We start from the raw sequence: 24,023 nt of genomic DNA, 5'->3' as shown, positions 1-24,023 counted from the left end.
CGGGGCGCGTCCAGCGAGTGGACGCACCCCGCCCGGCCGGCCCGGGCGGCCGACGGTCAGCGGATGGTGCGGTGAACGTTTTCCCTGGTCGCCGGGCCGGGGGTGGCATCGGCAATCCAGGGGCCTTCGCCGCTCGGGTCGACGACCCCCTCCTCCAGCCAGGTGTACGCACCGTTCAGGACGGCGTCGACCACACGTCGGTCGAGGTCGTCCGTGTTGGACCAGAGGCGGTTGAAGAGTTCCTCGGTCCGGATGCGGGACTGGTGGCAGAAGGCGTCGGCGAGTTGGTAGGCCTCCCGGCCGTGATCACCGGTGGTACGCAGATGTTCGGCGCGGACGCAGGCGGAACTCATCGCGAAGAGTTCCGCTCCGATGTCGACGATCCTGCCGAGAAAGCCCTGCTTGGTCTCCATGCGGCCCTGCCAGCGAGACATCGCGTAGAAGGTGGAGCGGGCCAGCTTGCGGGCGGAGCGTTCGACGTAACGCAGATGGGTGGAGAGGTCCGGGTGGCCGGAGGGATGGAACTCGTTGTAGGTGCCAGGGAGTTGTCCTGGGCCTGCGACGAGTTTGGGCAGCCAGCGGGCATAGAAACCGGCCGCGTTCGCTCCTGCCTTCGCCTTGGCGGAGAGCGGCTTGTCGGGGTCGATCAGGTCACCCGCGACCTTCAGATGGGCGTCGACGGCCTCACGGGCGATCAGCAGATGCATGATCTCCGTGGAGCCCTCGAAGATCCGGTTGATCCGCAGGTCCCGCAGGAGTTGCTCGGCAGGTACGGCACGCTCGCCCCGGGCGGCGAGGGATTCGGCGGTCTCGAAGCCCCGGCCGCCACGGATCTGGACCAGTTCGTCGGCCATCAGACAGCCCATCTCGGAGCCGTACAGCTTGGCCAGGGCCGCTTCGATCCGGATGTCGTTACGGTCCTCGTCCGCCATCTGGGAGGCGAGATCGACGACGGCCTCCAGGGCGAAGGTGGTGGCGGCGATGAAGGAGATCTTGGCGCCGACGGCTTCGTGCCGGGCGACCGGCCTGCCCCACTGCTCGCGGACCGCCGACCATTCGCGGGCGATCTTCAGACACCACTTCCCGGCGCCGACACACATGGCGGGCAGGGACAGCCGTCCCGTGTTGAGGGTGGTGAGGGCGATCTTGAGACCGGCGCCCTCGGGGCCGATGCGGTTGGCTGCCGGTACCCGGACGCGGTGGAAGCGGGTCACGCCGTTCTCGATCCCGCGCAGCCCCATGAAGGCGTTGCGGTTCTCCACGGTGACACCGGGGGCGTCCGCCTCCACGACGAACGCGGTGATGCCGCCCTTGTGGCCGACCGATTTCGGGACACGGGCCATGACCACCAGCAGGTCGGCGACGACACCATTGGTCGTCCACAGCTTCACACCGTCGAGGACGTAGTCGGAACCGTCCGGAACGGCCGAAGTGGCGAGCCGGGCAGGGTCGGAGCCGACATCGGGCTCGGTGAGAAGGAACGCCGAGATGTCGGTGCGGGCGAGCCGGGGCAGGAACGTGTCCTTCTGCTCCTGGCTGCCGAAGAGCTTCAGCGGCTGCGGTACGCCGATGGACTGGTGGGCGGAGAGCAGCGCGCCGATCGCCGGGTTGGCGGAGCCGACCAGGGAGAGCGCCCTGTTGTAGTAGACCTGGGTCAGTCCCAGGCCGCCGTACTTCGGGTCGATCTTCATCCCGAGGGCGCCGAGCTCCTTGAGGCCGTTGATGACCTCGTCGGGGATCTTCGCCTCACGCTCGATCAGAGCGCCGTCGATCTTGGTTTCGCAGAATTCTCGCAACCGGGCGAGGAACGCCTCGCCGCGCCGGACGTCGTCGGCGGCCGGCAGTGGATGCGGATGGATCAGGTCCAGCCGGAAGCGGCCGAGGAAGAGTTCCTTGGCGAAACTGGGCTTGCGCCAGTCCTGCTCGCGTGCGGCTTCGGCCACTTGACGCGCTTCACGCTCGGTGACCTTGGGCGTGTTCTTTGGAGCGGATGGTGCGGTCATGAGGAGCTCACCTCGCCGCGTTGTCGGTGGGCGGACCCGGCCGGTCCGCGCCGAGCGCGCATGCGCGCCTGCCGAGGCATACCAACCGGTGCTACTCGTCCGTATGTACCCGATTCCTGCCGCGCTCACCAGCCCTCCGACGCCGATCGGGTCGCGAGCCACTCCAGCGGCACGTTCAACTGGCGAACTGCGGCCGGGCCGGGTGGGAGGAGGAAGCAGGAACGGCCGGAACCCCCGCACAGTGGGCTCCGGCCGTTCGTCTGCCGCCTGTTGTCGTGCTGTCCAGGCGGATCACAGGCGGCTGTGGTGGACCGGTTCGATCCTGCTTACGGACTACAGGGCGAGGCCGGTGAGGACCAGCACGCGCTCGTAGGTGTAGTCGTCCATCGCGTAGCGAACACCCTCGCGGCCGACGCCGGACTGCTTGGCTCCGCCGTACGGCATCTGGTCGGCGCGGTAGGAGGGGACGTCACCGATGATGACGCCGCCGACCTCGAGCGCGCGGTGGGCGCGGAACGCGGTCTGCAGGTCGTGTGTGAACACACCTGCCTGCAGGCCGTACTTGGACGAGTTGACGGAGGCGAAGGCCTCGGCCTCGCCGGCCACCTTCTGAATCGTGAGCACCGGTCCGAACACCTCCTCGGAGGCGAGGGTGACGCCGTCCGGGAGCTCCGTCAGCACGGTCGGGGCGTAGGTCGCGCCGTCCCGCTTGCCGCCGGCGAGGAGCTGGGCACCGGCCTGCACGGCCTCGTCGACCCAGGACTCGACACGCTTGGCGGCGTCCTCGTTGACCAGCGGGCCGACATCGGTCGTGGCGTCGGACGGGTCACCGGTGACCTGGGCCTCGACGGCCGCGACGATCTTCGGGACGAGCCGGTCGTAGACCGCGGCGTCCGCGATGACACGCTGCACGGAGATGCAGGACTGGCCGCCCTGGTAGTTGGAGAAGGTCGCGATACGGGTCGCGGCCCAGTCCAGGTCCTCGTCGGAGGCGTAGTCGCCGAGGACGACCGCCGCTCCGTTGCCGCCGAGCTCCAGGGTGCAGTGCTTGCGCGGCACCGACTCCATGATCGAGTAGCCGACCGCGGCCGACCCGGTGAAGGAGATCACGGGCAGCCGCTCGTCCTGCACGAGTGCGGGCATGCGGTCGTTGGGCACCGTGAGCACGGACCACGAACCGGCCGGAAGGTCCGTCTCGGCAAGCAGCTCACCGAGGATCAGCGACGAGATCGGGGTGGCCGGGGCGGGCTTCAGGATGATCGGGGCGCCGACGGCGATGGCCGGGGCCACCTTGTGGGCGCTCAGGTTCAGCGGGAAGTTGAAGGGCGCGATACCGAGGATCGTGCCGCGCGGGAAGCGACGGGTCAGCCCGAGACGACCGGTGCCACCGGCGTCGGTGTCGAGGCGCTGCGCCTCGCCGCTGTTGAAGCGGCGGGCTTCCTCGGAGGCGAACCGGAACACGGAGACGGCGCGGCCGACCTCACCGCGTGCCCACTTGATGGGCTTGCCGTTCTCGGCGGAGATCAGCTGGGCGATCTCCTCGGTGCGCTCCACGAGACGCCGTACGACGTGGTCGAGCGCGGCGGCGCGGACATGGGCAGGCGTCGCAGCGAACTCCTCGCGCACGGCGTGCGCGGCGGCGACGGCCTCCTCGACCTGCGCGTCGGTCGGCACGCTGACCGTGCCGACGAGACGGCCGTCCCAGGGGTTGGTGACGTCGAAGCTGTCCTCGCCGGTGGCCTGGCGGCCGGCGAGCCAGAAGGCGTGGGTGGAAGTCATGGAAGTTCCGGCCCTTCGGAGTCGTGGGGTGTCCTGTCCCCCACGGTAGGGCCGTACCGTCGGCCTGGCGTTTGTCCGGTGCGGAGCAGAAGCGGCCGGGCATGCGCCGGTTTGTCGGATGACCCGGACCACCTGAACAGTTCACCGCGACCGGGGCCGGCGAGCGGTTACGTGTCCGAGGCCCGGACGGGCTTCGTCTCAGGGCGTCGTCAGGGAACTCGTGGCCTTCAGTGCCAGCCACAGCTCCATCCGCACATCCGGGTCGTCCAGGGAACGGCCCAGGATCTCCTCCACCCGCCGCATCCGGTACCGCAGGGTGTGGCGGTGCACGCCCAGGTCGGCCGCGGCCGCGTCCCACTGGCCGTGGTGGCTGAGCCAGGCGCGCAGCGAGGCGACCAGGTCGCCTCGGCCCTTCGCGTCGTGTTCGCGCAGGGCGCGGAGCATGCCGTCCGCGAAGGCCCGGACCGCGTCGTCCGCGAGCAGCGGCAGGACCGAGCCGGCCGTCAGCTCCTCGTGCTCGACCATGGCCCTGCCCCTGCGGCGGGCGACGGAGAGTGCCTGTTCCGCCTGCTTGTACGCGGCGGAGACAGCGGTCGGACCCGCCGGTGCGGACAGCCCGACGACCACCTCGGTGTCCTCCGGCGCCGCCTGGTCGTGCGGGGTTCGCTCCTCCTGGGCCTGTGCGTACGCCGCGCAGGCTGCGACGGCCGCGCCGCCGTCCGCGGCGAGGACGACGAGCCGTTCTCCTTCGGGGACCATCAGCAGGGCCTCCCCGGACCGGGCGGCCGCCGACTCCATCGCCTCGCCGAGCAGCACCGGTGTCGCCGGGTCGGACGCCTCCGCGATCAGCAAACGGAACGGGGCGTCGAGCAGCCCTCCGTACAGGTCTCCGGCAACGGCCCGAGCGTGGTCCGGCTGGCCGGCGAGGAGCATCCGGAGCACCGCAGCGCCCAGCCGCAGTTCGGCGCCCTGGAGGGCGCGGGAGCGGGCGGTGGTGAGGGTCAGCAGGGCGACGGCCGAGTGCACGGCGTACCGCTCGGCGGTACCGAGGGCCGACCCGGTGCCCACGGCCAGGGCGCCGCGGGCCCGGCGGCCGGTGCCCAGAGTCTGCAGCTCGACCCGGTCGTCGGAGTCACCGACGACGACGCTCGCCGGGGCGGGGCGGTCTCGCAGGCGTTCCACGTCGGGGGTGAGCCGGGCCGCTCTGCGGGCGGCCCAATCAGGGGCGGCGGCCACGACGGCGCCGGAGGCGTCGTACAGCGCCGCCCAGCCGTCGACCTGGGCGGCGAGCCGGCTGAGAAGTTCACCGGGCCCCTCCCCGGCGAGTGCGGCCTTGGTGAGATCGCGCTGGGCCTCGAAGCCCGCTGTCACGGCCCGGTACTGGTCGGCGGCGATCGCCGACGAGACGGCCTTGACGATGGCGAGGAAGGCGGTGCGGCGCGGGACTTCGAGGAGCGGCAGTCCCGCCTCCTCGGCGGCGTCGATCAGCGGCTGCGGCACCTCGTCGTAGTTGACGCCCACCGCGAAGCCGAGTCCGACGACTCCGGCGGCGGCCAGCCGTCGCACGTACCGACGCATCGCTTCGGGGTTCTCGGCGTCGAGGTTGGTGGCGGTGACGAGGAGGAGTTCGCCGCCCTCCATGTACGGAACGGGGTCGGCCAGCTCGCTGGCGTGCGCCCAGCGCACCGGCGCGTCGAGCCGGTCCGCCCCCGCACGCACCGTGAGTTTGAGCGCCGAGTGCTGGACGAGCGAGGCGAGAGTGGGGGGCATGGGACCGCGGGACCTTCGGGAGTCGATTTCGCCGTCCCGTACGAACGGCTCCTCCCGATTCTGCCAGGACGGCAGGGTCAGCCGTAACCACTCTCAGTGACCCGGATGCCGCCGCGGCCCACCGGATCCGCTGCGGTGGGCCCGGCCCGCACGTCATGGCCGCCCGGGCCGCGGTTCAGCCGTTCAGGTTCACGAGCAGGGGTGGCGCGTGCTCCCCTCGTACCGTCGTCAGAGACAGCACCGCGTGTCCGGCCGGGACGCGATGGGCCAGTTCGGAGGCCGACCAGCGTTCCCGCTCGACCTGGCGCACGGTCACCGCGTCGGTGGTCACCGCCTTCCCGGTGACCAGCTTGCGGAAGGCGTGGATGGCCCGGGTCATCGGCTGGTCCGCGAAGACCGTGCGCTGGGTGACGTCCCGGGTCTCGACCCATTCCGTACCCCATGCCTCGGCGAACCGCTTGCCGTCCCAGGTGGTGATCCCGGAGAACGTCATCCGGCAGCCGACCGCGCCCAGCAGCGCCGTGTGCAGGCTCTCCGGGACATCGTCGAGGGTGCGCAGCGTGAGTACGGCCCCGGCGTGCGCGGAGCGCAGCCGCTGGATGCCACGGACGGTGTCGGGGGTCAGCGTGCGGGTCGCGTCGTCGAGGACCAGGCAGGCGAAGAGGGAGCGGTCGGCGCGGGCGGCCGCGCTCGCCGTGAACTGGGCGAGGACCAGACGGGCCAGCATCCGCGACGCCTCGGCGTGACCGCGTTCGGGCAGATCGATGCGGACCCTGAGCGGGTGCTCCAGGGCCCGCAGGGAGAAGGGGCGGGCCTTGCCCGTGGTGTCGAAGAAGTCGGCGAACGCGGGCCGGTCGAGCAGCGCGACCCGGTCGGCGAGTGCGGGTCCCGGGTCTCCGGGAGCGCCGGACTGGCGGGCGCGGGCGTCGAGTTCGCGGTGCATGCTCCGTCCACCCGCCGCGTCAACGGCCTCGCGCAGTGCCGCGAGCGCGGCCGGGACACCGTCCAGCAGCTCCCGCAGTTCCGGGACCGAGGGAAAGCGGCCGTGGGCGACGCGGTAGGGGCCGAGGAGCTGCGCGAGGGCGGTGGCGGCTCGTCTGCTGTCCACTTCGGGGAGGTCCCCGACGAGCCCCTCGGCCAGGACGGCCGCGGCTTCGTCGGGGTCGGTGGTGCCGCCGTACAGGTCGAGGTCGTGGACGGAGGCCGGGTCGCCGAGCTTGACCACGACGTCGAACCCCTCGTCGGCGCCGAGCTGGGTGCCGGTGGCGCACACCGCGACGACGGCGGCCCGCCCGGCGAGCGCCTGAAGGGCGAGGGATTCGACGACGGGCCGGATCAGTGCGCGGCTCTTGCCCGCCCCCGGCGGTCCGACGGCGAGCAGGGAGGTGCCGAGCAGTCCGGGGTCGAGGGCGATCCCGCTGCCGCGGCGCGCATAGGGGTTGCGCTCGTTGTCGTCGACCGTGCCGAGCCTGACCTGGTCGACGAGCAGATCGTGCCGGGCGGAGCGGACCGGGAGATCGCGCGCGCCGGAGGGGTGGGTGCAGGCGGCGGCGCCGTTGCGCAGCACGGTGTCGGTGAAGGCGGGCAGCCGGGTGCTGTCGGCACGTACGGAGGTCCAGGCGCGTCGGATACGGGCGTAGTCGACGTCGTTCATCCGGCCCGACCGGGCCTCCTGCGCGAGCTTGGCGGCGACCTGGCCCTGTCCGGCGGCGCGCAGGTCGGGCCACTCGGCCGGATCGTCCTCGCCACCCGCCGTCCGGGCCTCCGCGCCGTGGCCTGCCTCACGGGCCGTGCCCCGGTCCGCGGTTCCACGCGCGCCCGGGATGCCGGCCCCTGCCCCCGGCGGATGCGGCGAGCGGGAGCCGTCGGCATTCCTGCGGCGCAGCCGGGACCATCGGCCCAGCTTCGCGAACGGCCACACGATCACCAGGGTGATCAGGGCGTACAGCGTGTACGTGACCACGGTGGTCAGGGTGCGGTCGGTGCCCATCCACGGGCCGGCCACGAAGCTGAAGGTGAGCTCCATCCCCGGCACCGTCCCCGTCCACACGAGGATCCAGACCAGCAGCGCGCCCCCCGCCGCACCGGCCTCGCGGGCGGCGGGTCCTCGGCCGGCGACCGAGCGCTCGAAGGCGGCGGGCCAGTTACCCAACCGGCCGAACCCGTAGACGATGGCTCCGATGATCAGCAGACGGTAGATCTCGAGCGCACGTACCGCCCCATGGGTCAGCGGCTGATCGCCGAACGGTCCCCACCAGTCGTCGGGAGTGAACAGCTCCAGCGGGACCCGCCAGTACGGGATGTAACCATTGCGCCAGAGCGACCAGACGAGGATGCAGGCAAGGAGCGAGATCACCGCTCCGCTCAGCAGCGTGCGGTCGGGCGTGCGCTCCGCCTCCTCGGCGGGCCGGTCGGTGTGTCCGGACCGCCAGACGCCCGGTTCCGCGAGGGGCCTGGGAATGCGCAGCCAGTCCCCGAGGGAGGGGCCGGTGGCCGGTGCGTGGCCCGGCATGGGCGGCAGTGCGGGCGGTGGCGGGCCGGCCGGGCGCGGCACCGAATGACCGGAGCGGGTGCCTCGTGAGTCGTACGTGCCCTCGGTGTCCATGTGCTGTCCCTCGTCCCCTGACCAGCGCCGACCGGTAACCACGGGCACAGGCGCCCCGATCCCCTCAATCTAGTGCCCAGTGGCCCCCCGTCAGACGCTGTCGGGCGGGAAGTCCCGCCACCGGCCTCCGGGCCCTCGCTATGTCCGTGACGGACAACCGCGTCGGGCCACTTCTCCCGAACGGAACATGCCGGACCCCCGGCCTCGCCCCTAGCCTGCAGACAGAGAAGCGTCCGAAACACCCCCAGGAGCCCCTCATGACCGCAATTCCGCAGGAGCGCCGCGTCGTCACTGCCATTCCCGGCCCGAAGTCGGTGGAGCTGCAGGCCCGCCGTCTCGCGACGGTCGCCGCAGGTGTGGGCTCCACCCTGCCGGTGTTCACCGCCCGCGCAGGCGGCGGCATCATCGAGGACGTGGACGGCAACCGTCTGATCGACTTCGGCTCCGGCATCGCCGTGACGTCGGTCGGCGCCTCCGCCGAGGCCGTCGTACGCCGCGCCTCCGCGCAGCTCGCCGACTTCACCCACACCTGTTTCATGGTCACGCCGTACGAGGGGTACGTCGAGGTCTGTGAGCAGCTCGCCGAGCTGACGCCGGGCGACCACGCCAAGAAGTCCGCGCTGTTCAACTCGGGCGCCGAGGCCGTCGAGAACGCCGTGAAGATCGCCCGTGCCTACACCAAGCGCACCGCGGTCGTCGTCTTCGACCACGGCTACCACGGCCGGACGAACCTGACGATGGCGCTGACCGCCAAGAACATGCCGTACAAGCAGGGCTTCGGTCCGTTCGCGCCCGAGGTCTACCGGGTCCCGGTGGCGTACGGCTACCGCTGGCCGACCGGTGCGGAGAACGCCGGTGCCGAGGCTTCCGCCCAGGCCATCGACCAGATCACGAAGCAGATCGGCGCCGACAACGTCGCCGCGATCATCATCGAGCCGGTGCTCGGCGAGGGTGGCTTCATCGAGCCGGCGAAGGGCTTCCTCCCGGCGATCGCGCAGTTCGCCAAGGACAACGGCATCGTCTTCGTCGCGGACGAGATCCAGTCCGGCTTCTGCCGCACCGGCCAGTGGTTCGCCTGTGAGGACGAGGGCATCGTCCCCGACCTGATCACCACCGCCAAGGGCATCGCGGGCGGTCTGCCGCTCTCCGCCGTGACGGGCCGCGCCGAGATCATGGACGCCGCGCACGCGGGTGGCCTCGGCGGTACGTACGGCGGAAACCCGGTGGCCTGTGCGGGTGCGCTCGGCGCCATCGAGACGATGCGCGAGCTGGACCTGAACGGGAAGGCGAAGCGCATCGAGGAGGTCATGAAGGGCCGCCTCGCCGAGATGCAGGCGAAGCTGCCGAACGGCGATGTCATCGGTGACATCCGTGGCCGTGGCGCGATGATCGCGATCGAGCTGGTGAAGGCCGGCACCAAGGACCCGAACCCGGAGGCCGCCGCGACGCTCGCGAAGGCCTGCCACGCGGAGGGCGTGGTCGTCCTCACCTGTGGCACGTACGGCAACGTGCTGCGCTTCCTGCCGCCGCTGGTGATCGGCGAGGACCTGCTCAACGAGGGCCTCGACATCATCGAGCAGGCTTTCGCCCAGATCTGATGCGATCCTGGCGCCGATTCCGACCGGGTCCACGTGAGGGCCTGTGAAGAACGTGTGGGGGGGCCATGGCGGGATCCGGTTCCCGCTGTCGGTCCCCCGTCGGCTGCCGTACGGTTCCAGCAGATGAGAGAAACACCCCGCTCGCAGGCGACTGCGGGTGATACCGGGTCGGAGCATCCCCAGCGCCGTCCTGGTCGTGCCATCGCGCACACCGCTGGAGCCTCCGGCTCCGGAACTCCTCACCGATCGGATGGCCGCTCGCCCCAAACCCCCCGGGGCGCGCGGCAAACCGATCTCGGCGGCCGCCCCGGAACCACCCCCCCTGTTCCGGGGCGGCCGGCTTCTCTCCTTTTCCTGCTGCCGCTTCTCGCGGTCCTCGCGCTCCTCACCTGGCAGGTCGCGGCCGACGGCCCGTTGCGCAGGCTGGACGAGCGGATCGGCCGGAGCGTCGTCGGCCACGGCCCCGGCCGCCTCACCGAATTCCTCGCCGATCTCGGCAATATGCAGGTCGCTCTCCCGGTCCTCGGCTGCGCGGTCGTCCACGCCCTGGTACGGGGCGCACGCCGGCTGCCGCTGTACGCCGCTCTCGCCATGGCCGCGGTACCCGCACTGGTCGTCCCGCTCAAGGACTGGATCGCCCGGACGGGACCACTGACCACGGAGACCGGCTACTACCCGTCGGGCCACGCGGCGACGGCCGCGGTGGCGTACGGGGCGGCGGCGCTGCTGATCGCGTACCGCACAACGCCGGCAGAGCGGTCGAAGGGGTCATGGGTGATGCCCGTCGCCGCTGTCCTGCTGACAGTGGCGACGGGCATCGGTCTGGTGCTGCGCGGCTATCACTGGCCGCTGGATGTGCTCGCCGGCTGGTGCCTGAGCGGGCTGTTGCTCGTGGCGCTCAGCTGGTCGAGCGGTCGGTCACGGCGACGTCAGCCCCCGAAGTAGGCGTCGAAGTTCTTCGAGAACTCACCGTTGTTGAAGCGGTCCCAGTTGATCGACCACGTCATCAGTCCACGCAGTCCGGGCCAGGTCCCGTGTGTCGCGTACGAACCGCAGTCGGTCTTCTTCGTCAGGCAGTTCAGCGCCTTGTCGACCTCGCTGGGCGAGGTGTAGCCGTTGCCCGCCTGGGTGGAGGCGGGAAGTCCGACGGAGACCTGCTCGGGGCGGAGGGCGGGAAACACCTTGGTGGTGTCACCGGTCACCGGGAAGCCGGTGAGCAGCATGTCGGTCATGGCGATGTGGAAGTCGGCGCCGCCCATCGAGTGGTACTGATTGTCCAGACCCATGATGGAGCCCGAGTTGTAGTCCTGGACGTGCAGCAGGGTGAGGTCGTCACGCAGGGCGTGGATGACCGGGAGGTAGGCGCCGGCGCGCGGGTCCTGGCCGCCCCAGGGTCCCGAGCCGTAGTACTGGTAGCCGAGCTGCACGAAGAACGTCTCGGGGGCCATGGTCAGCACGAACTTGTCGCCGTACTTGGCCTTGAGGGTCTTCACCGCGGAGATCAGGTTGACGATGACCGGGGTGGTCGGGTTGCGGAAGTCGGTGTCGCCGGTGTTCAGCGAGAGCGAGTGGCCCTCGAAGTCGATGTCGAGACCGTCCAGACCGTAGTCGTCGATGATCTTGCTGACGGAGGAGACGAAGGTGTCACGGGCGGCGGTGGTGGAGAGCTGCACCTGACCGTTCTGGCCGCCGATGGAGATCAGCACCTTCTTGCCCGCGGCCTGCTTGGCCTTGATGGCCGCCTTGAACTCGGCGACGGACTCGACGTTCGGGCACTCGGTGACCGGGCAGAGCGAGAACCGGATGTCGCCCGAGGTGACGGAGGTCGGCTCACCGAAGGCCAGGTCGATGACGTCCCACGAGTCGGGGACGTCCGCCATCCGCGTGTAGCCGGAGCCGTTGGCGAAGCTGGAGTGCAGATAGCCGACGAGCGCATGGGTGGGAAGGCCGGAGCCGCCGCCTCCGCCGCCCGCCGTGGTGGTGGCGGTGACGGCCGTGGACCTGGCGGACTCACCGGCGGAGTTGGTCGCGGTGACCTGGAAGCTGTACGCGGTCGAGGCGGCCAGGCCCGTCACGGTCGCGGACGTCCCGGTGACGGAGAGGACCTTCGTACCGCCCTGGTAGACGTTGTAGCCGGCGGCTCCCGTGGAGCCGGTCCAGGAGAGGGTGACGGAGGAGGAGGTGGTCGTGCCGGCCCTCAGCCCGGCGGGGGGCGCGGGGACCGCGACGGGGTCGCCGCCGGGGCCGACGAGGGTGAGGTCGTCGGCGTAGTAGGTGGGAGTGCCGTACCACCCGTGGGTGTAGATCTTCACGGACGTCGTGGCGGCACCGGTCTTGAACGTGGTGGTGAGCTGCGTCCAGCCGGGAGAGGACTGCGTCCAGGTCGACACATCGGTGGTGCCTGTTCCGGACGCACCGAGGTAGACATAGCTGCCCTGCACCCAGGCGCTCAGCGTGTACGTCGAGTCCGGCTTGACCGTGACGGTCTGGGAGCACTCGGCGTTGTCGCTGCCGGCCGGCGTCGCCTTGAGTGCGGAAGTTCCGCCGTGGGTGGGTGTGCTGACGACGGCTCCGCTGCCGCCCGTACAGCTCCAGCCGTCCAGACCGGCCTCGAATCCGCCGTTGCGCGCCAGATCGGTGTCGGCCGCCGCGGCGGACGGCGCCGAGGCTGCCAGGCCACCGGCGACGAGCAGAGCCGCCGAGAGGGCGGTCAGAAGTCCGGAAAATCGGGCGGGGGGTCCCGTGCGTTCCACAACGGCCTCCGTGCAGGGGGGAATTGAGCGTGGCGCCACAACATGGTCCAGACCAATCAGGTTGTCAAGACCTGTGGCGCCATTCCGGGCCCGCCACACGGGATACCGGCCCCACCACCCGACTCCCCGGCGCCCGTTCAGCCCCCGGCGCTCCGCCGGCCACCCCCGTCCCTGCCTTCACCCCCATCGCCACCCGGGTCGCCACCCCACACCGTCGCCGCCGCGGCCTCGTGCATCGCCAGTTCCAGCAGAGTCGCGTCGGTCAGCGTCCCCGAGCCGTCGGGCGGTATCAGCCAACGCACCCCGCCGGGCGCCCGCCCCGGGTACGGCACGAGGATCCAGGTCCCGAGCCCCACTCCCCGTACCCCCGTTCCGATCCAGCGGGCGACCGTACCCGGCGGCACGAAGAAGCCCATGCGGGCGTCGCCGAAGTCGGGGAGGACCGGCCCCGGGCGGTCGACGAGACGGGTGAGGACATCGAACGTCGGGCAGCCGAGCTCCCGCGGAAGAATCAGTACGTCCCAGCGCCTGCCTGCGGGAAGGAGCGCAATCCCCTGGGGACTGCGCTCCCATTCCCACCGGCACGCAGCCGGATCCGGTGCCACCGAGGCGAGCCAGTCGACTGCCGCCCTTACCTCCGAGCCAGTCATGACGGCCTCCCTTTCCGTGCGCACCGACAGTGCGTCCACACGGCGAGAGGGGGCTGGACCCGGATCATTACGCGAGTCGGGGCACCGACCGGAAGTGAATTGGGTCACATCATGAGCGGTGTCTCCCGGACCTGGGTCAGCTGTCGAAGCCGAGTCCCAGCCGGTCCATGGTGCGCAGCCACAGATTGCGCCGGCCCCCCTGGCTGTCCGCCCTGGCCAAGGACCTCTTCGTGAGTTCGATCCCGGCCCAGGCGAACGGCTCCGGCGGGAACGGCAACGGCTTGGTGCGCACCATCTCCAGACCGGTTCGCTCGGTCCGTTCACCGGAGAGCAGATCGAGCATCACATCGGCGCCGAACCGGGTGGCTCCGACGCCGAGTCCGGTGAATCCGGCGGCGTAGGCGACCCGCCCCTGGTGGGCCGTGCCGAAGAAGGCGGAGAAGCGGGAACAGGTATCGATCGCACCGCCCCAGGCGTGACTGAAACGTACCCCTGCCAGCTGCGGGAAGCACTCGAAGAACTGGCCCGCGAGCTTGAGGAACGTCTCCGGCCGCTGGTCGAGGTCGGCGCTCAGCCGGCCGCCGTACGGATAGATCGCGTCATAGCCGCCCCACAGGATCCGGTTGTCCTCGGACAGCCGGAAGTAGTGGAACTGATTGGCGCTGTCGCCCAGTCCCTGCCGGTTCTTCCAGCCGATGGAGGCGAGCTGGTCGGCGGTGAGCGGCTCGGTCATCAGCGCGTAGTCGTAGACCGGGACGGTGTACGGGCGAACTCGCCTGACCAGCGACGGGAAGATGTTCGTGCCGAGTGCGACCCGGCGTGCGAGGACCTTCCCGTACGGCGTGCGGACCGCCATCCCGGTGGCGGTCCTGGCCAGTTCGAGGCCGCGGGTGTGCTCGTACACCCGCACCCCGAGATCGACGCAGGCCCGCTTGAGGCCCCAGGCCAGCTTGGCGGGGTGCAGCATGGCGACTCCGCGCCGGTCCCAGAGTCCGCCGAGGAAGGTCGGTGAGTCGACTTCCGCGCGCAGTGCATCCCGGTCGAGGAATTCCACTCCGGTGAAGCCGAGTTTCTCGGCCTCCTGGTGCCATTCCCGCAGCTCTTCCAGCTGATGCGGTTCGGTGGCGACATCAATTTCGCCGGTGCGCTCGAACGCGCAGTCGATGGAGTAGTGGGCGACGGCCGCCTCGATGGCGTCGAGGTTCTGCTCCCCCAGCTCTTCCAGCTTCCTGATCTCGTCCGGCCAGCGCTCCAGGCCGTTGGGGAGGCCATGGGTGAGGGAGGCGGCGCAGAAGCCGCCGTTGCGGCCCGAGGCGGCCCAGCCCACCTCGTGCCCCTCGATCAGTACGACGTCCCGTTCCGGATCGCGTTCCTTGGCGATCAGCGCGGTCCACAGTCCGCTGTATCCGCCGCCGATGACGAGCAGATCGCAGTGCTCGTCGCCGGTGAGCGCGGGAAGCGCGTCGGGCCTGCCGGGATCGTCCAGCCAGTATGAGACCGGCCGTGCGCCGGAGAGTGATTGTGCAGCAGTACGCATGGCAGCTGGGGCCATGGTTTCCAACTCCTTCAGGACTTTCAGGGTCGTGCGCTGTTTTTTCGCCGGTTCGAGATGAGCTGGCCGGCGACGACCACCAGAACGGCAATGACGAACATCGCCGTGCCGATGACGTTGATCTGCACGGGTGTGCCGCGCTGAGCCGAACCCCAGACGTACATGGGGAAGGTCACGGTCGAGCCCGCGTTGAAATTGGTGATGATGAAATCGTCGAAGGAGAGCGCGAAGGCGAGCAGCGCTCCCGCGGCGATTCCGGGGGCGGCGATCGGCAGGGTCACCCGGACGAAGGTCTGCACGGGTCCCGCGTACAGATCCCGGGCCGCCTCCTCCAGTCGCGGGTCCATCGACATCACGCGTGCCTTGACCGCCGTCACGACGAAGCTCAGGCAGAACATGATGTGTGCGATGAGGATCGTCCAGAAGCCCAGCTGGGCGCCCATGTTGAGGAAGAGCGTGAGCAGCGAGGCGGCCATGACGACCTCGGGCATCGCCATCGGCAGGAAGATCAGCGAGTTGATCGCGCCGCGCGCCCGGAAGCGGTAGCGGACCAGTGCGAAGGCGATCATCGTGCCGAGCGCGGTCGCGCCGATCGTCGCCCAGGTGGCGATCTGGAGGGAGAGCGAGAGCGAGCCGCACATGTCGGCCACGCCGCAGGGGTCCGTCCAGGCGTCCAGCGAGAAGCGCTGCCAGGCGTAGTTGAAGCGCCCGTTCGGCTTGTTGAAGGAGAACACCATCACGACGATGTTCGGAAGGATCATGTAGGCGAGGGTCAGCAGACCCGCGATGACGATCAGATGGCGGCGGAGCCAGCGCAGTACGGGCATCAGACCAGGTCCTCCGTCCCGGAGCGGCGGATGTAGACGGTCACCATCAGCAGGACGACCGCCATGAGGATGAAGGAGAGCGCGGCCGCCATCGGGTAGTCGAGGACGCGCAGGAACTGGGTCTGGATGACGCTGCCGACCATCTTGGTGTCGGTGGAGCCCAGCAGTTCGGCGTTGACGTAGTCACCGCTGGCCGGGATGAAGGTCAGCAGCGTGCCCGAGACGACACCCGGCATGGAGAGCGGGAACGTCACCTTGCGGAACGTGGTGGCGGGGGTGGCGTACAGATCGCCGGCCGCCTCGTGCAGCCTGCCGTCGATCCGCTCCAGCGAGGTGTAGAGCGGCAGGATCATGAACGGCAGGAAGTTGTACGTCAGACCGCAGACCACGGCCATCGGGGTGGCCAGCACCCGGTTGTTCTCGGTCCAGCCGAGCCAGCTGGTGACATCCAGGACGTGCAGGGCGTTGAGCACGTCGACGACCGCGCCGCCGTCCGCGAGGATCGTCTTCCAAGCGAGGGTACGGATCAGGAAGCTGGTGAAGAAGGGCGCGATGACCAGGACCAGCACCACATTGCGCCAGCGGCCCGCCTTGAACGCGATGAGATACGCGAGCGGGTAGCCGAGCAGCAGGCAGAGAATCGTCGCCGTTCCCGCGTACAGCAGGGACCGGATGAACTGCGGGTAGTACTCGGACAGCGCGTCCCAGTAGGTCTGGACGTGCCAGGTGACCTCGAACCCCTTCTCCAGGGACCCGGTCTGTACGGAGGTCGATGCCTGGTAGACCATCGGCAGGGCGAAGAAGACGACCAGCCAGAGGATGCCGGGGAGCAGCAGCCAGTACGGGACGAGCCGCTTTCGCGTGGAGGCCTTGCGTACGGGGAGTTCGGCGGGGTCCTTGGACGGCGCGGGCGGCGCTTCGGTGACGGTCACGTCGCGTCCTCCACCGTCTCCACACCGGCGTCGATGTCCTGGGCCGCGTCGAGGCCGAAGGTGTGCTCCGGGTTCCAGTGCAGGACGACCTCGGCGCCGCGGGTGAGTCCCGCGCGGTGCCCGACGTTCTGCTCGTACACCTGAAGTGCCTTGCCGGCCGGGCTCTCCACCACGTACTGCGTGGAGACGCCGATGAAGCTGGAGTCGACGATCCGGCCGGTCACCCGGTTGCGTCCGGCCGCTATGGTGTCCGCTTCGCCGGCGGATGTGAGGGAGATCTTCTCCGGGCGGATGCCGACCAGGATCCTGCCGCCGCGGGTGGTGGGGGCCGAGCATCGCCCGGCGGGCAGTCGCAGTGTGCTGCCGCCCGCGCCGACGAGGATGTCCGTGCCGGACTCGGTGATCTCGCCCTCGATGAGGTTGGAGGTGCCGAGGAAGTTGGCGACGAAGGTGGTCTTCGGGTTCTCGTACAGGTCGGCGGGGGCGCCGAGCTGCTCGACGCGGCCCGCGTTCATCACCGCGACGGTGTCGGCCATGGTCATGGCCTCCTCCTGGTCGTGGGTGACATGGATGAACGTGATGCCGACCTCGGTCTGTATGCGCTTGAGCTCGAGCTGCATCTGGCGGCGCAGCTTGAGGTCGAGGGCGCCGAGCGGCTCGTCGAGCAGGAGCACCTGCGGGTGGTTGATCAGGGCCCGGGCGACAGCGACGCGCTGCTGCTGGCCGCCGGAGAGCTGGTGCGGCTTGCGCTTGGCGAAGTCACCGAGCTGTACGAGCTCCAGCATGTCGTCGACCTGCTTCTTCACCGACTTGATGCCCCGCCGGCGCAGACCGAAGGCGACGTTCTCGGTGATGTCCAGGTGCGGGAAGAGCGCGTAGCTCTGAAAGACGGTGTTGACGGGGCGCTTGTACGGGGGCAGGTCGGTGATGTCCCGGCCGCCGAGCGAGATGGTGCCGGTGGTGGCCTCCTCCAGCCCCGCGATCATCCGCAGGGTGGTGGTCTTGCCGCAGCCGGACGCTCCGAGCAGGGCGAAGAAGGAGCCCTGGGGGACGGTCAGGTCGAGCGGCTGGACGGCGGCGAAGGAACCGTACGTCTTGCTGATCCCGGTGAGGCGGACGTCGCCGCCTGCTGTCTGCTGCTGTGTCATGGGTCGCAGTCCCAGTGGTGTCAGGGGGAGATCGGGCGAGAGGGAAAAGGCACCGCGGTCAGGCGCCGATGAGCTTGGCGAACTTCTCCTCGTACGCCGTCTCTTCCTTGCTTGTCAGCGAGCGGAAGGCGTGCGACCGGGCCGCCATCTCCTTGTCGGGGAGGATGAGTGTGTTGGCGGCCATCGCCTTGTCGATCTTGGTGAGTTCCTCGCGGACACCGTCCACCGGACAGACGTAGTTGATGTACGCGGCGAGCTGGGCGGCGACCGGCGGCTCGTAGTAGTAGTCGATCAGCTTCTCGGCGTTGGTCTTGTGCCGGGCCTTGGCGGGGACCAGCATGTTGTCGGTAGACGTGATGTAACCGGCGGCCGGGATCGCGTACTTGATGTCCGGGTTTCCGGACTGGAGCTGGATGATGTCGCCGGCCCACGCGACGCAGGCTGCGATGTCACCCTTGTCGAGGTCCGCGGTGTAGTCGTTGCCGGTGAAGCGGCGGATCTGCTTCTTGTCGACGCCCTTCTGGATCCGGCCGATCGCCGCGTCGAAGTCGGCGTCCGTGAACTTCCCCGGGTCCTTGCCCATGTCGAGCAGGGTCATGCCGACGGAGTCACGCATCTCGGAGAGGAACCCGACCCTGCCCTTGAGGGAGGGGTCGTCGAGCAGCTGCGTGACGGAGTCGACCTTGCGCCCACCGGTCGCCTTGGAGTTGTAGGCGATGACGGTCGGAATACCCGTCCAGGGGTACGAGTGGGCGCGGCCCGGGTCCCAGTCGGGGGTGCGGAACTGGGACGAGAGGTTGGCGAAGGCGTGCGGCAGGTTCACCGGGTCGAGCTTCTGGGCCCAGCCGAGCCGGATGATCCGCGAGGCCAGCCAGTCGGTGACGATGATGAGGTCCCGGCCGGTGTCCTGGCCCGCGGCCAGCTGCGGCTTTATCTTGCCGAAGAATTCGACGTTGTCGTTGATGTCCTCGGTGTACTTGACCTGGATCCCGGTGCGTTTCGTGAACGCCTCCAGCGTGGGCCGGTGCTTCTCGTCCTCACTGACGTCCATGTATTCGGTCCAGTTGGAGAAGTTGATCTGCTTCTCCTTGGCCGAATGGTCGTCCGAGGCCGCTGCGGCGTCCCCTTCCCGCTTCGCGGGCGGGATGCCGCATGCGCTCAGCGTCCCCAGTCCGCCGAGCGCGAGCGCGCCCATGCCTGAGGCGCGGATGAGCGAACGCCGGGTGAGGGCGCCCCTGCCACTCGTCAGACTGCGCCGCATCGCGGCCAGCTGCGCTGCAGAGAGGTGCTCGGGCTCGTACTGCTCCATGCGCGTTGCCCTTTCGGGTGGGAATGGCCGTGGTCGGCCGGGCTATCGGTCCCCGAAGATCGTGCGGTGCCAGTCCTTGCGTGCGACCGCGGTGTTGTCGTACATCACATGCTTGACCTGTGTGTACTCCTCGAAGGAGTACGCCGACATGTCCTTGCCGAAGCCACTGGCCTTGTATCCGCCGTGTGGCATCTCGCTGATGATCGGAATGTGGTCGTTGACCCAGACGCAGCCCGCCTTGATCTCGCGGGTGGCGCGGCCCGCCCGGTACACGTCCCGGCTCCAGGCGGAGGCGGCGAGTCCGTACGGGGTGTCGTTGGCAAGAGCGATGCCCTCGTCGTTGGTGTCGAAGGGCAGCACGACCAGGACCGGACCGAAGATCTCCGACTGGACGATCTCGCTGTCCTGGGCGGCCCCCGCGACCAGCGTCGGCCGGTAGTACGCGCCGTCCTGGAGGAGGCCGCCGGGGGCCTCGCCACCGGTGACGACGGTGGCGTACCCACGGGCGCGCTCGACGAATCCGGCGACCCGGTCCCGCTGGGCGTGGCTGATCAGCGGGCCGAGGTCGGTCGACGGGTCGAAGGGGTCGCCGAGCCGTACGGTCTCCATCAGCTCGGCAACCCCCTGGACGAAGGCGTCGTAGAGCGGTCGCTGGACGTAGGCGCGGGTGGCGGCGGTGCAGTCCTGGCCGGTGTTGATGAGCGCTCCGGCGACCGCGCCGTTGACGGCGGCGTCGAGGTCGGCGTCGTCGAAGACCAGGAAGGGGGCCTTGCCGCCGAGTTCGAGGTGGAGGCGCTTGACGGTGGCCGTGGCGATCTCGGCGACCCGCTTGCCCACTGCGGTGGAGCCGGTGAAGGAGGTCATCACGACGTCCGGGTGGCCGACGAGGTGCTCGCCCGCGTCCTTGCCCGCCCCCGTGACGATGTTGATCACACCGTCCGGGATACCCGCCTCCGTGGCCGCCTGCGCGAACATCAACGAGGTCAGCGGGGTGATCTCGGCGGGCTTCAGCACGATCGTGTTGCCTGCAGCGATCGCCGGGAGGATCTTCCAGGCGGCCATCTGGAGCGGGTAGTTCCAGGGGGCGATGGAGCCGACGACACCGATCGCCTCACGGCGTACGTACGAGGTGTGGTCGCCGTCGTACTCGGCCGCGGACCTGCCCTCCAGATGGCGGGCGGCGCCCGCGAAGAAGGAGGTGTTGTCGATGGTGCCCGGCACGTCGAACTCGGTGGAGAGCTTGATCGGCTTGCCGCACTGGAGCGACTCGGCGTACGCGAAGTCGTCGGCCTGCTCGGCGAGTACGGTGGCGAAGCGGTGCATCGCCTCGGACCGCTCGGCCGGCGTGGCACCGGACCAGCCGGGGAAGGCTTCCCGGGCGGCAGCGACGGCCGCGTCGACATCGGCGGTGCCCGCCAGTTCGTACGTGTAGACGGCCTCGCCCGTCGCCGGGTTCACGACCGCGTGAGTGCGTCCCGATGTGCCGGAGCGCAGACTTCCGCCGATGTACTGCGCGCCGCCCGCGAAGCGGTCCTGCACCTGGAAGCCGTTGCCCATGACGCTCTCCTCCGCCGCTGTCCCCGTCGACCGGGGCGGCGTAGCTTCTGCTCGAATTGAGTGCCGATCCTGACAGAGGACACTGAGCCCAACAAGTGATTCCGTTGTTTCCTTTTGGTTACGCGACGGAATCTGTCGACCATGTGTCGCGTCGGTACGGAATTCCACGTACGGAGTGTCAGTGGCGGATGCCACACTCGCATGCCATGGAGCATATGAACGATCTTGTGGCGCGGACCCGTCACGGCGAGAAGGTGAAGTACCTGCGGTTCTGGGGACACCGCCCGCTCCCGGACGGGCGGATCGGTGCGAGCTGTCTCAGTCAGTGGTGGCCGTCGCCGTTCACCGTCGACGATGTGGTTTACGCGTCGGCCGAGCACTGGATGATGGCCGGCAAGGCGCGGCTCTTCGGCGACGAGGAGGCGGAGCGCCGGGCCGTGTCCGCGAGCAGCCCCGCTGCGGCGAAGAAGACGGGCCGGCTGGTCCGCGATTTCGACGAGTCGGTGTGGGAGCGGGAGCGGTTCGCCCTGGTGGTGGCGGGCAGCGTCCACAAGTTCGGCCAGAACGCCGAGCTGCGGGAGTTCCTGGTGAACACCGGGAACCGGGTGCTCGTCGAAGCCAGCCCCGTGGACCGGATCTGGGGCATCGGGCTGGCGGCGGACGATCCGCGTGCCGAGGACCCGGCGAGCTGGCGTGGGCTGAATCTGCTGGGGTTCGCGCTGATGGACGCGCGGGCGGAGCTGCGCACACCATGAGGCGGCCCGGATGTGCGACGGCCGGGCGGGCCGGAGCCCGGCCCGCCCGGCCGTCAGGTGGGATACGGCACCGGTCCGCAAGGTTCCGGTACCGCCGCCCGACATCGCCTATCGCGTGACGTCGACGACGAGGGACGAGGAGTACGGGTCGTCGTAGGTGCTGTCGTCGAACTCATCGGCGTGGGTGGCGAACAGCCAGATCAGGAAGCTGATGATCCCCAGACCGAAAACGATGCCGATGGACCCCATGATGATCCCGGCGAGCGCCTGGCCGCTGTTGGTCGCCTCGCCGCGCTGCACCCGCTTACGGCCCAGGATGCCGAAGATCAGGGCGAGTGCGCCCAGGATCAGGCTGGGTATCCCGTAGATGCAGAACAGGCAGACGGCCAGGATGCCGAGCACCATGGCTGCCGTACCCATGCCGTTCGAAGGCGCGCTGCCCCAGGAGGTCTGGCCGTAGCCGGAATACCCCGGGTAGCTCCCGTACTGCGGGCCCGGCGCGGCCGGGTAACCGTACTGCCCCGCGGCCGGCGGGACCTGCTGGCCCGGTCCGTTCGGTGCGATCGGCGGCGGCGGTACCTCCCCGGGGCCGGCGGCCGGCGCCGGACCGGTCGGAGCTCCCGGACCGAACCCCGGTCCGGTGGCAGGTGCGGGGCCGTCCCCTACACCCGGCATCGACGTCACCGTCGGCTGATCGTGAACAGCAGGCGGACGAGGATCACCGGCCGGCTTCTCCAGCGGCACTCTGCTGTCCGGCGGAGCCCACGGGTCGCGTGGCGCCGCCCCGCCCCCTGGCTGCTCTGTGTTGTCTGACATGGGCCTCCCCCATCGTGGTCCCGTCATGCTACGGCCCGCTCCCGCCGGCCCGGGCCCGGCCTACGATGATCCCCGTCCCGCCCCGGGCCGCAATGCGCCCGGACCGCTCGAACCTCACGTTCCGGAGGATCCGATGACCGATCTGCACCCCTTCGTCGCGGGGCTGCCCAAGGCCGAACTGCATGTCCACCATGTCGGATCCGCCTCTCCCCGCATCGTCGCCGAACTGGCCGCCCACCACCCTGACTCCAAGGTCCCCACAGACCCCGAGGCGCTGGCCGACTACTTCTCCTTCACCGACTTCGCCCACTTCATCGACGTCTATCTCTCCGTCGTGGACCTGATCCGCACCCCGGAGGACGTCCGGCTGCTGACCTTCGAGGTCGCCCGTGACATGGCCCGCCAGAACATCCGGTACGCGGAGCTGACCGTCACCCCGTTCAGCTCGACCCGGCGCGGGATTCCGGAGCAGGGCTTCATGGAGGCCATCGAGGACGCCCGCAAGGCCGCCGAGTCCGAGCTCGGGGTCGTACTGCGCTGGACGTTCGACATCCCCGGCGAGGCCGGACTGGAAGCCGCCGAGGAGACCACCCGGCTCGCGGTCGGGCTGCGGCCCGAGGGGCTCGTCGCGTTCGGGCTCGGCGGCCCTGAGATCGGCGTGCCCCGCCCGCAGTTCAAGCCCTACTTCGACCGGGCCATCGCCGAGGGGCTGCACTCCGTCCCGCACGCCGGGGAGACCACGGGCCCGCAGACCATCTGGGACGCCCTCACCGAGCTGCGCGCCGAGCGCATCGGCCACGGCACCAGCGCTACCCGGGACCCGAGGCTCCTGGACCACCTCGCCCAGAACCGGATTCCGCTGGAGGTCTGCCCGACCTCGAACATCGCGACCCGCGCCGTCACCGACCTCGACCGGCACCCTGTCAAGGAGATGGTGGACGCCGGCGTCCTGGTCACCATCAACAGCGACGACCCGCCGATGTTCGGCACGGACCTCAACAACGAGTACGGGGTGGCGGCCCGTCTCCTCGACCTGGACGAGCGGGGTCTCGCCGCACTCGCCAAGAACGCGGTGGAGGCCTCGTACCTCGACCCGGCCGGCAAGCGGACGCTGGCCGCCGAGATCGACACGTACACGACGAGTTGGCTGGAGGGCACCGGCCGGTGACCGGAGGCGGTGACAATGGCCCCATGGCCACCTCTGTCACCGCCGTGGCTCACCGCGGCGACCCGTACCGTGTCCGCGAGAACACCCTCCCGTCGATCCGCTCCGCGATCGAACGGGGGGCGGACGCGGTCGAGGTAGATGTCCGGGTCACCCGCGACGGGGTGCCCGTCCTGCTGCACGACTCCACGCTGGAACGGCTGTGGGGCCACGACCGCAGGCTGGACGGGCTCACCCATCAGGAGCTCACGGAAATGACCGCCGGCGGTGTGCCCACCCTGCGCGAGGCGTTGCTCGCCGCCGGAACGCATCGCCTCATGGTCGACCTGCCCGGCTCCACCGACGACTCGGTACGCAGGACCGTCGGTGTGGTCCGCGAGTGCGGGGCCGGGGAGCGCACGTACTACTGCGCGGGCCCCGAGGCCATGCTGCGGGTGCGCGCAGCCGATCCGTCCGCCGAGATCGCCCTGACCTGGACGACACTCGCCCCGCCCCGTGCCGGTCTGCTGGACGCGGTGAAGCCGCGCTGGCTGAACTACCGGTTCGGCCTGGTGAGCCGGGAGTTGACGGACCGTGTCCACCGGGACGGACTGCTGGTCTCGGCCTGGACGGCCGACACCAGGCGCACCATGCGCCGCCTGATCACGCACGGCGTCGACTCGATCACCACCAATCGGGTCGACGCCCTGCACGGTCTGCTCGCCAACTCGACCGTCACCGAGCCCCGTTGATCGATCCGGCATGATGGACGGTGCCTCATCGATCGTGATGTCGCCCCGGCGCCGGAGGAGCAGACGTGACTGA

18 protein-coding genes are annotated in these 24,023 nt (G+C 69.9%); 5 read left to right on the top strand and 13 right to left on the bottom strand.

The window, feature by feature from the left end; translation table 11 throughout:
• Window positions 1-56: 56 nt before the first annotated feature.
• The 4 genes from ACFYP5_RS30215 to ACFYP5_RS30200 all read right to left on the bottom strand — a co-directional run bounded on the left by ACFYP5_RS30215 (window position 57) and on the right by ACFYP5_RS30200 (window position 8,157).
• Window positions 57-2,003 carry an acyl-CoA dehydrogenase family protein gene (locus tag ACFYP5_RS30215; RefSeq protein ID WP_389041887.1) on the bottom strand — a complete coding sequence of 649 codons (1,947 nt, stop codon included), beginning with the start codon at window positions 2,001-2,003 and terminating at the stop codon, window positions 57-59.
• A gap of 333 nt (window positions 2,004-2,336) precedes the next feature.
• Window positions 2,337-3,782 carry an aldehyde dehydrogenase family protein gene (locus ACFYP5_RS30210; RefSeq protein ID WP_389041885.1) on the bottom strand — a complete coding sequence of 482 codons (1,446 nt, stop codon included), beginning with the start codon at window positions 3,780-3,782 and terminating at the stop codon, window positions 2,337-2,339.
• 198 nt (window positions 3,783-3,980) lie between these two features.
• Complete coding sequence (locus ACFYP5_RS30205; RefSeq protein WP_389041884.1) at window positions 3,981-5,552, bottom strand: PucR family transcriptional regulator; 1,572 nt, start codon at window positions 5,550-5,552, stop codon at window positions 3,981-3,983.
• 175 nt (window positions 5,553-5,727) lie between these two features.
• Complete coding sequence (locus ACFYP5_RS30200) at window positions 5,728-8,157, bottom strand: ATP/GTP-binding protein (RefSeq protein ID WP_389041883.1); 2,430 nt, start codon at window positions 8,155-8,157, stop codon at window positions 5,728-5,730.
• A 257-nt stretch (window positions 8,158-8,414) separates the two neighbouring features.
• On the opposite strand from ACFYP5_RS30200, the gene gabT reads away from it, so the two are divergent.
• Window positions 8,415-9,755, top strand: coding sequence for a 4-aminobutyrate--2-oxoglutarate transaminase (gene gabT, locus ACFYP5_RS30195; protein WP_389041882.1), 1,341 nt, complete (start codon window positions 8,415-8,417; stop codon window positions 9,753-9,755).
• A gap of 123 nt (window positions 9,756-9,878) precedes the next feature.
• On the top strand, window positions 9,879-10,700 hold the full coding sequence (locus tag ACFYP5_RS30190; RefSeq protein WP_389041881.1) for a phosphatase PAP2 family protein: 822 nt from the start codon (window positions 9,879-9,881) through the stop codon (window positions 10,698-10,700).
• On the opposite strand, the gene ACFYP5_RS30185 is transcribed toward ACFYP5_RS30190, so the two are convergent.
• The 8 genes from ACFYP5_RS30185 to ACFYP5_RS30150 form a co-directional block, all read right to left on the bottom strand.
• Window positions 10,685-12,508 (bottom strand): chitinase, encoded by a 1,824-nt coding sequence (locus tag ACFYP5_RS30185; RefSeq protein ID WP_389041880.1) that lies wholly within the window; start codon window positions 12,506-12,508, stop codon window positions 10,685-10,687. The two genes, ACFYP5_RS30190 and ACFYP5_RS30185, sit on opposite strands and share 16 nt — an antisense overlap.
• 137 nt (window positions 12,509-12,645) lie before the next feature.
• Window positions 12,646-13,158 (bottom strand): hypothetical protein, encoded by a 513-nt coding sequence (locus ACFYP5_RS30180; RefSeq protein ID WP_389041878.1) that lies wholly within the window; start codon window positions 13,156-13,158, stop codon window positions 12,646-12,648.
• Between the two features lie 136 nt (window positions 13,159-13,294).
• Window positions 13,295-14,710, bottom strand: a complete 1,416-nt coding sequence (locus ACFYP5_RS30175; RefSeq protein WP_389041876.1) for an NAD(P)/FAD-dependent oxidoreductase — start codon at window positions 14,708-14,710, stop codon at window positions 13,295-13,297.
• A 23-nt stretch (window positions 14,711-14,733) separates the two neighbouring features.
• Window positions 14,734-15,537, bottom strand: coding sequence for an ABC transporter permease (locus ACFYP5_RS30170; RefSeq protein ID WP_030928286.1), 804 nt, complete (start codon window positions 15,535-15,537; stop codon window positions 14,734-14,736).
• Window positions 15,537-16,469, bottom strand: coding sequence for an ABC transporter permease (locus ACFYP5_RS30165; protein ID WP_030928288.1), 933 nt, complete (start codon window positions 16,467-16,469; stop codon window positions 15,537-15,539). The genes ACFYP5_RS30170 and ACFYP5_RS30165 overlap by 1 nt, the downstream gene beginning before the upstream one ends.
• Window positions 16,466-17,617, bottom strand: a complete 1,152-nt coding sequence (locus ACFYP5_RS30160) for an ABC transporter ATP-binding protein (RefSeq protein WP_389041874.1) — start codon at window positions 17,615-17,617, stop codon at window positions 16,466-16,468. The genes ACFYP5_RS30165 and ACFYP5_RS30160 overlap by 4 nt, the downstream gene beginning before the upstream one ends.
• A 58-nt stretch (window positions 17,618-17,675) precedes the next feature.
• On the bottom strand, window positions 17,676-18,926 hold the full coding sequence (locus ACFYP5_RS30155) for a spermidine/putrescine ABC transporter substrate-binding protein (protein ID WP_389041873.1): 1,251 nt from the start codon (window positions 18,924-18,926) through the stop codon (window positions 17,676-17,678).
• Between the two features lie 42 nt (window positions 18,927-18,968).
• The gene (locus ACFYP5_RS30150) at window positions 18,969-20,483 is read right to left on the bottom strand and encodes a gamma-aminobutyraldehyde dehydrogenase (RefSeq protein WP_389041872.1); all 1,515 of its coding nucleotides are present in this window, start codon (window positions 20,481-20,483) and stop codon (window positions 18,969-18,971) included.
• A 215-nt stretch (window positions 20,484-20,698) separates the two neighbouring features.
• Here ACFYP5_RS30150 and ACFYP5_RS30145 point away from each other — a divergent pair, with 215 nt between their 5' ends.
• Complete coding sequence (locus ACFYP5_RS30145; protein ID WP_389041871.1) at window positions 20,699-21,238, top strand: NADAR family protein; 540 nt, start codon at window positions 20,699-20,701, stop codon at window positions 21,236-21,238.
• 108 nt (window positions 21,239-21,346) lie between these two features.
• On the opposite strand, the gene ACFYP5_RS30140 is transcribed toward ACFYP5_RS30145, so the two are convergent.
• Entirely contained in the window at window positions 21,347-22,054 is a 708-nt protein-coding gene (locus tag ACFYP5_RS30140; RefSeq protein WP_389041869.1) for a DUF4190 domain-containing protein, read from the bottom strand.
• A 133-nt stretch (window positions 22,055-22,187) separates the two neighbouring features.
• On the opposite strand from ACFYP5_RS30140, the gene ACFYP5_RS30135 reads away from it, so the two are divergent.
• The gene (locus ACFYP5_RS30135) at window positions 22,188-23,222 is read left to right on the top strand and encodes an adenosine deaminase (RefSeq protein WP_389041867.1); all 1,035 of its coding nucleotides are present in this window, start codon (window positions 22,188-22,190) and stop codon (window positions 23,220-23,222) included.
• A gap of 23 nt (window positions 23,223-23,245) precedes the next feature.
• Window positions 23,246-23,950, top strand: a complete 705-nt coding sequence (locus ACFYP5_RS30130; RefSeq protein ID WP_389041866.1) for a glycerophosphodiester phosphodiesterase — start codon at window positions 23,246-23,248, stop codon at window positions 23,948-23,950.
• Window positions 23,951-24,023 lie beyond the last annotated feature (73 nt).

Source organism: Streptomyces sp. NPDC005262 (assembly GCF_042872425.1).
Lineage (GTDB): Bacteria > Actinomycetota > Actinomycetes > Streptomycetales > Streptomycetaceae > Streptomyces.
Note: the sequence above shows the minus strand (reverse complement) of the source record. Positions and strands in the feature narration are given on the sequence as shown.

What these genes read in the sequence shown, in the direction of transcription:
- ACFYP5_RS30215 (WP_389041887.1), bottom strand. Translation starts at nt 2,003, where the DNA reads ATGACCGCACCATCCGCTCCAAAGAACACGCCCAAGGTCACCGAGCGT.
- ACFYP5_RS30210 (WP_389041885.1), bottom strand. Translation starts at nt 3,782, where the DNA reads ATGACTTCCACCCACGCCTTCTGGCTCGCCGGCCGCCAGGCCACCGGC.
- ACFYP5_RS30205 (WP_389041884.1), bottom strand. Translation starts at nt 5,552, where the DNA reads ATGCCCCCCACTCTCGCCTCGCTCGTCCAGCACTCGGCGCTCAAACTC.
- ACFYP5_RS30200 (WP_389041883.1), bottom strand. Translation starts at nt 8,157, where the DNA reads ATGGACACCGAGGGCACGTACGACTCACGAGGCACCCGCTCCGGTCAT.
- gabT (WP_389041882.1), top strand. Translation starts at nt 8,415, where the DNA reads ATGACCGCAATTCCGCAGGAGCGCCGCGTCGTCACTGCCATTCCCGGC.
- ACFYP5_RS30190 (WP_389041881.1), top strand. Translation starts at nt 9,879, where the DNA reads ATGAGAGAAACACCCCGCTCGCAGGCGACTGCGGGTGATACCGGGTCG.
- ACFYP5_RS30180 (WP_389041878.1), bottom strand. Translation starts at nt 13,158, where the DNA reads ATGACTGGCTCGGAGGTAAGGGCGGCAGTCGACTGGCTCGCCTCGGTG.
- ACFYP5_RS30175 (WP_389041876.1), bottom strand. Translation starts at nt 14,710, where the DNA reads ATGGCCCCAGCTGCCATGCGTACTGCTGCACAATCACTCTCCGGCGCA.
- ACFYP5_RS30170 (WP_030928286.1), bottom strand. Translation starts at nt 15,537, where the DNA reads ATGCCCGTACTGCGCTGGCTCCGCCGCCATCTGATCGTCATCGCGGGT.
- ACFYP5_RS30160 (WP_389041874.1), bottom strand. Translation starts at nt 17,617, where the DNA reads ATGACACAGCAGCAGACAGCAGGCGGCGACGTCCGCCTCACCGGGATC.
- ACFYP5_RS30155 (WP_389041873.1), bottom strand. Translation starts at nt 18,926, where the DNA reads ATGGAGCAGTACGAGCCCGAGCACCTCTCTGCAGCGCAGCTGGCCGCG.
- ACFYP5_RS30150 (WP_389041872.1), bottom strand. Translation starts at nt 20,483, where the DNA reads ATGGGCAACGGCTTCCAGGTGCAGGACCGCTTCGCGGGCGGCGCGCAG.
- ACFYP5_RS30145 (WP_389041871.1), top strand. Translation starts at nt 20,699, where the DNA reads ATGAACGATCTTGTGGCGCGGACCCGTCACGGCGAGAAGGTGAAGTAC.
- ACFYP5_RS30140 (WP_389041869.1), bottom strand. Translation starts at nt 22,054, where the DNA reads ATGTCAGACAACACAGAGCAGCCAGGGGGCGGGGCGGCGCCACGCGAC.
- ACFYP5_RS30135 (WP_389041867.1), top strand. Translation starts at nt 22,188, where the DNA reads ATGACCGATCTGCACCCCTTCGTCGCGGGGCTGCCCAAGGCCGAACTG.
- ACFYP5_RS30130 (WP_389041866.1), top strand. Translation starts at nt 23,246, where the DNA reads ATGGCCACCTCTGTCACCGCCGTGGCTCACCGCGGCGACCCGTACCGT.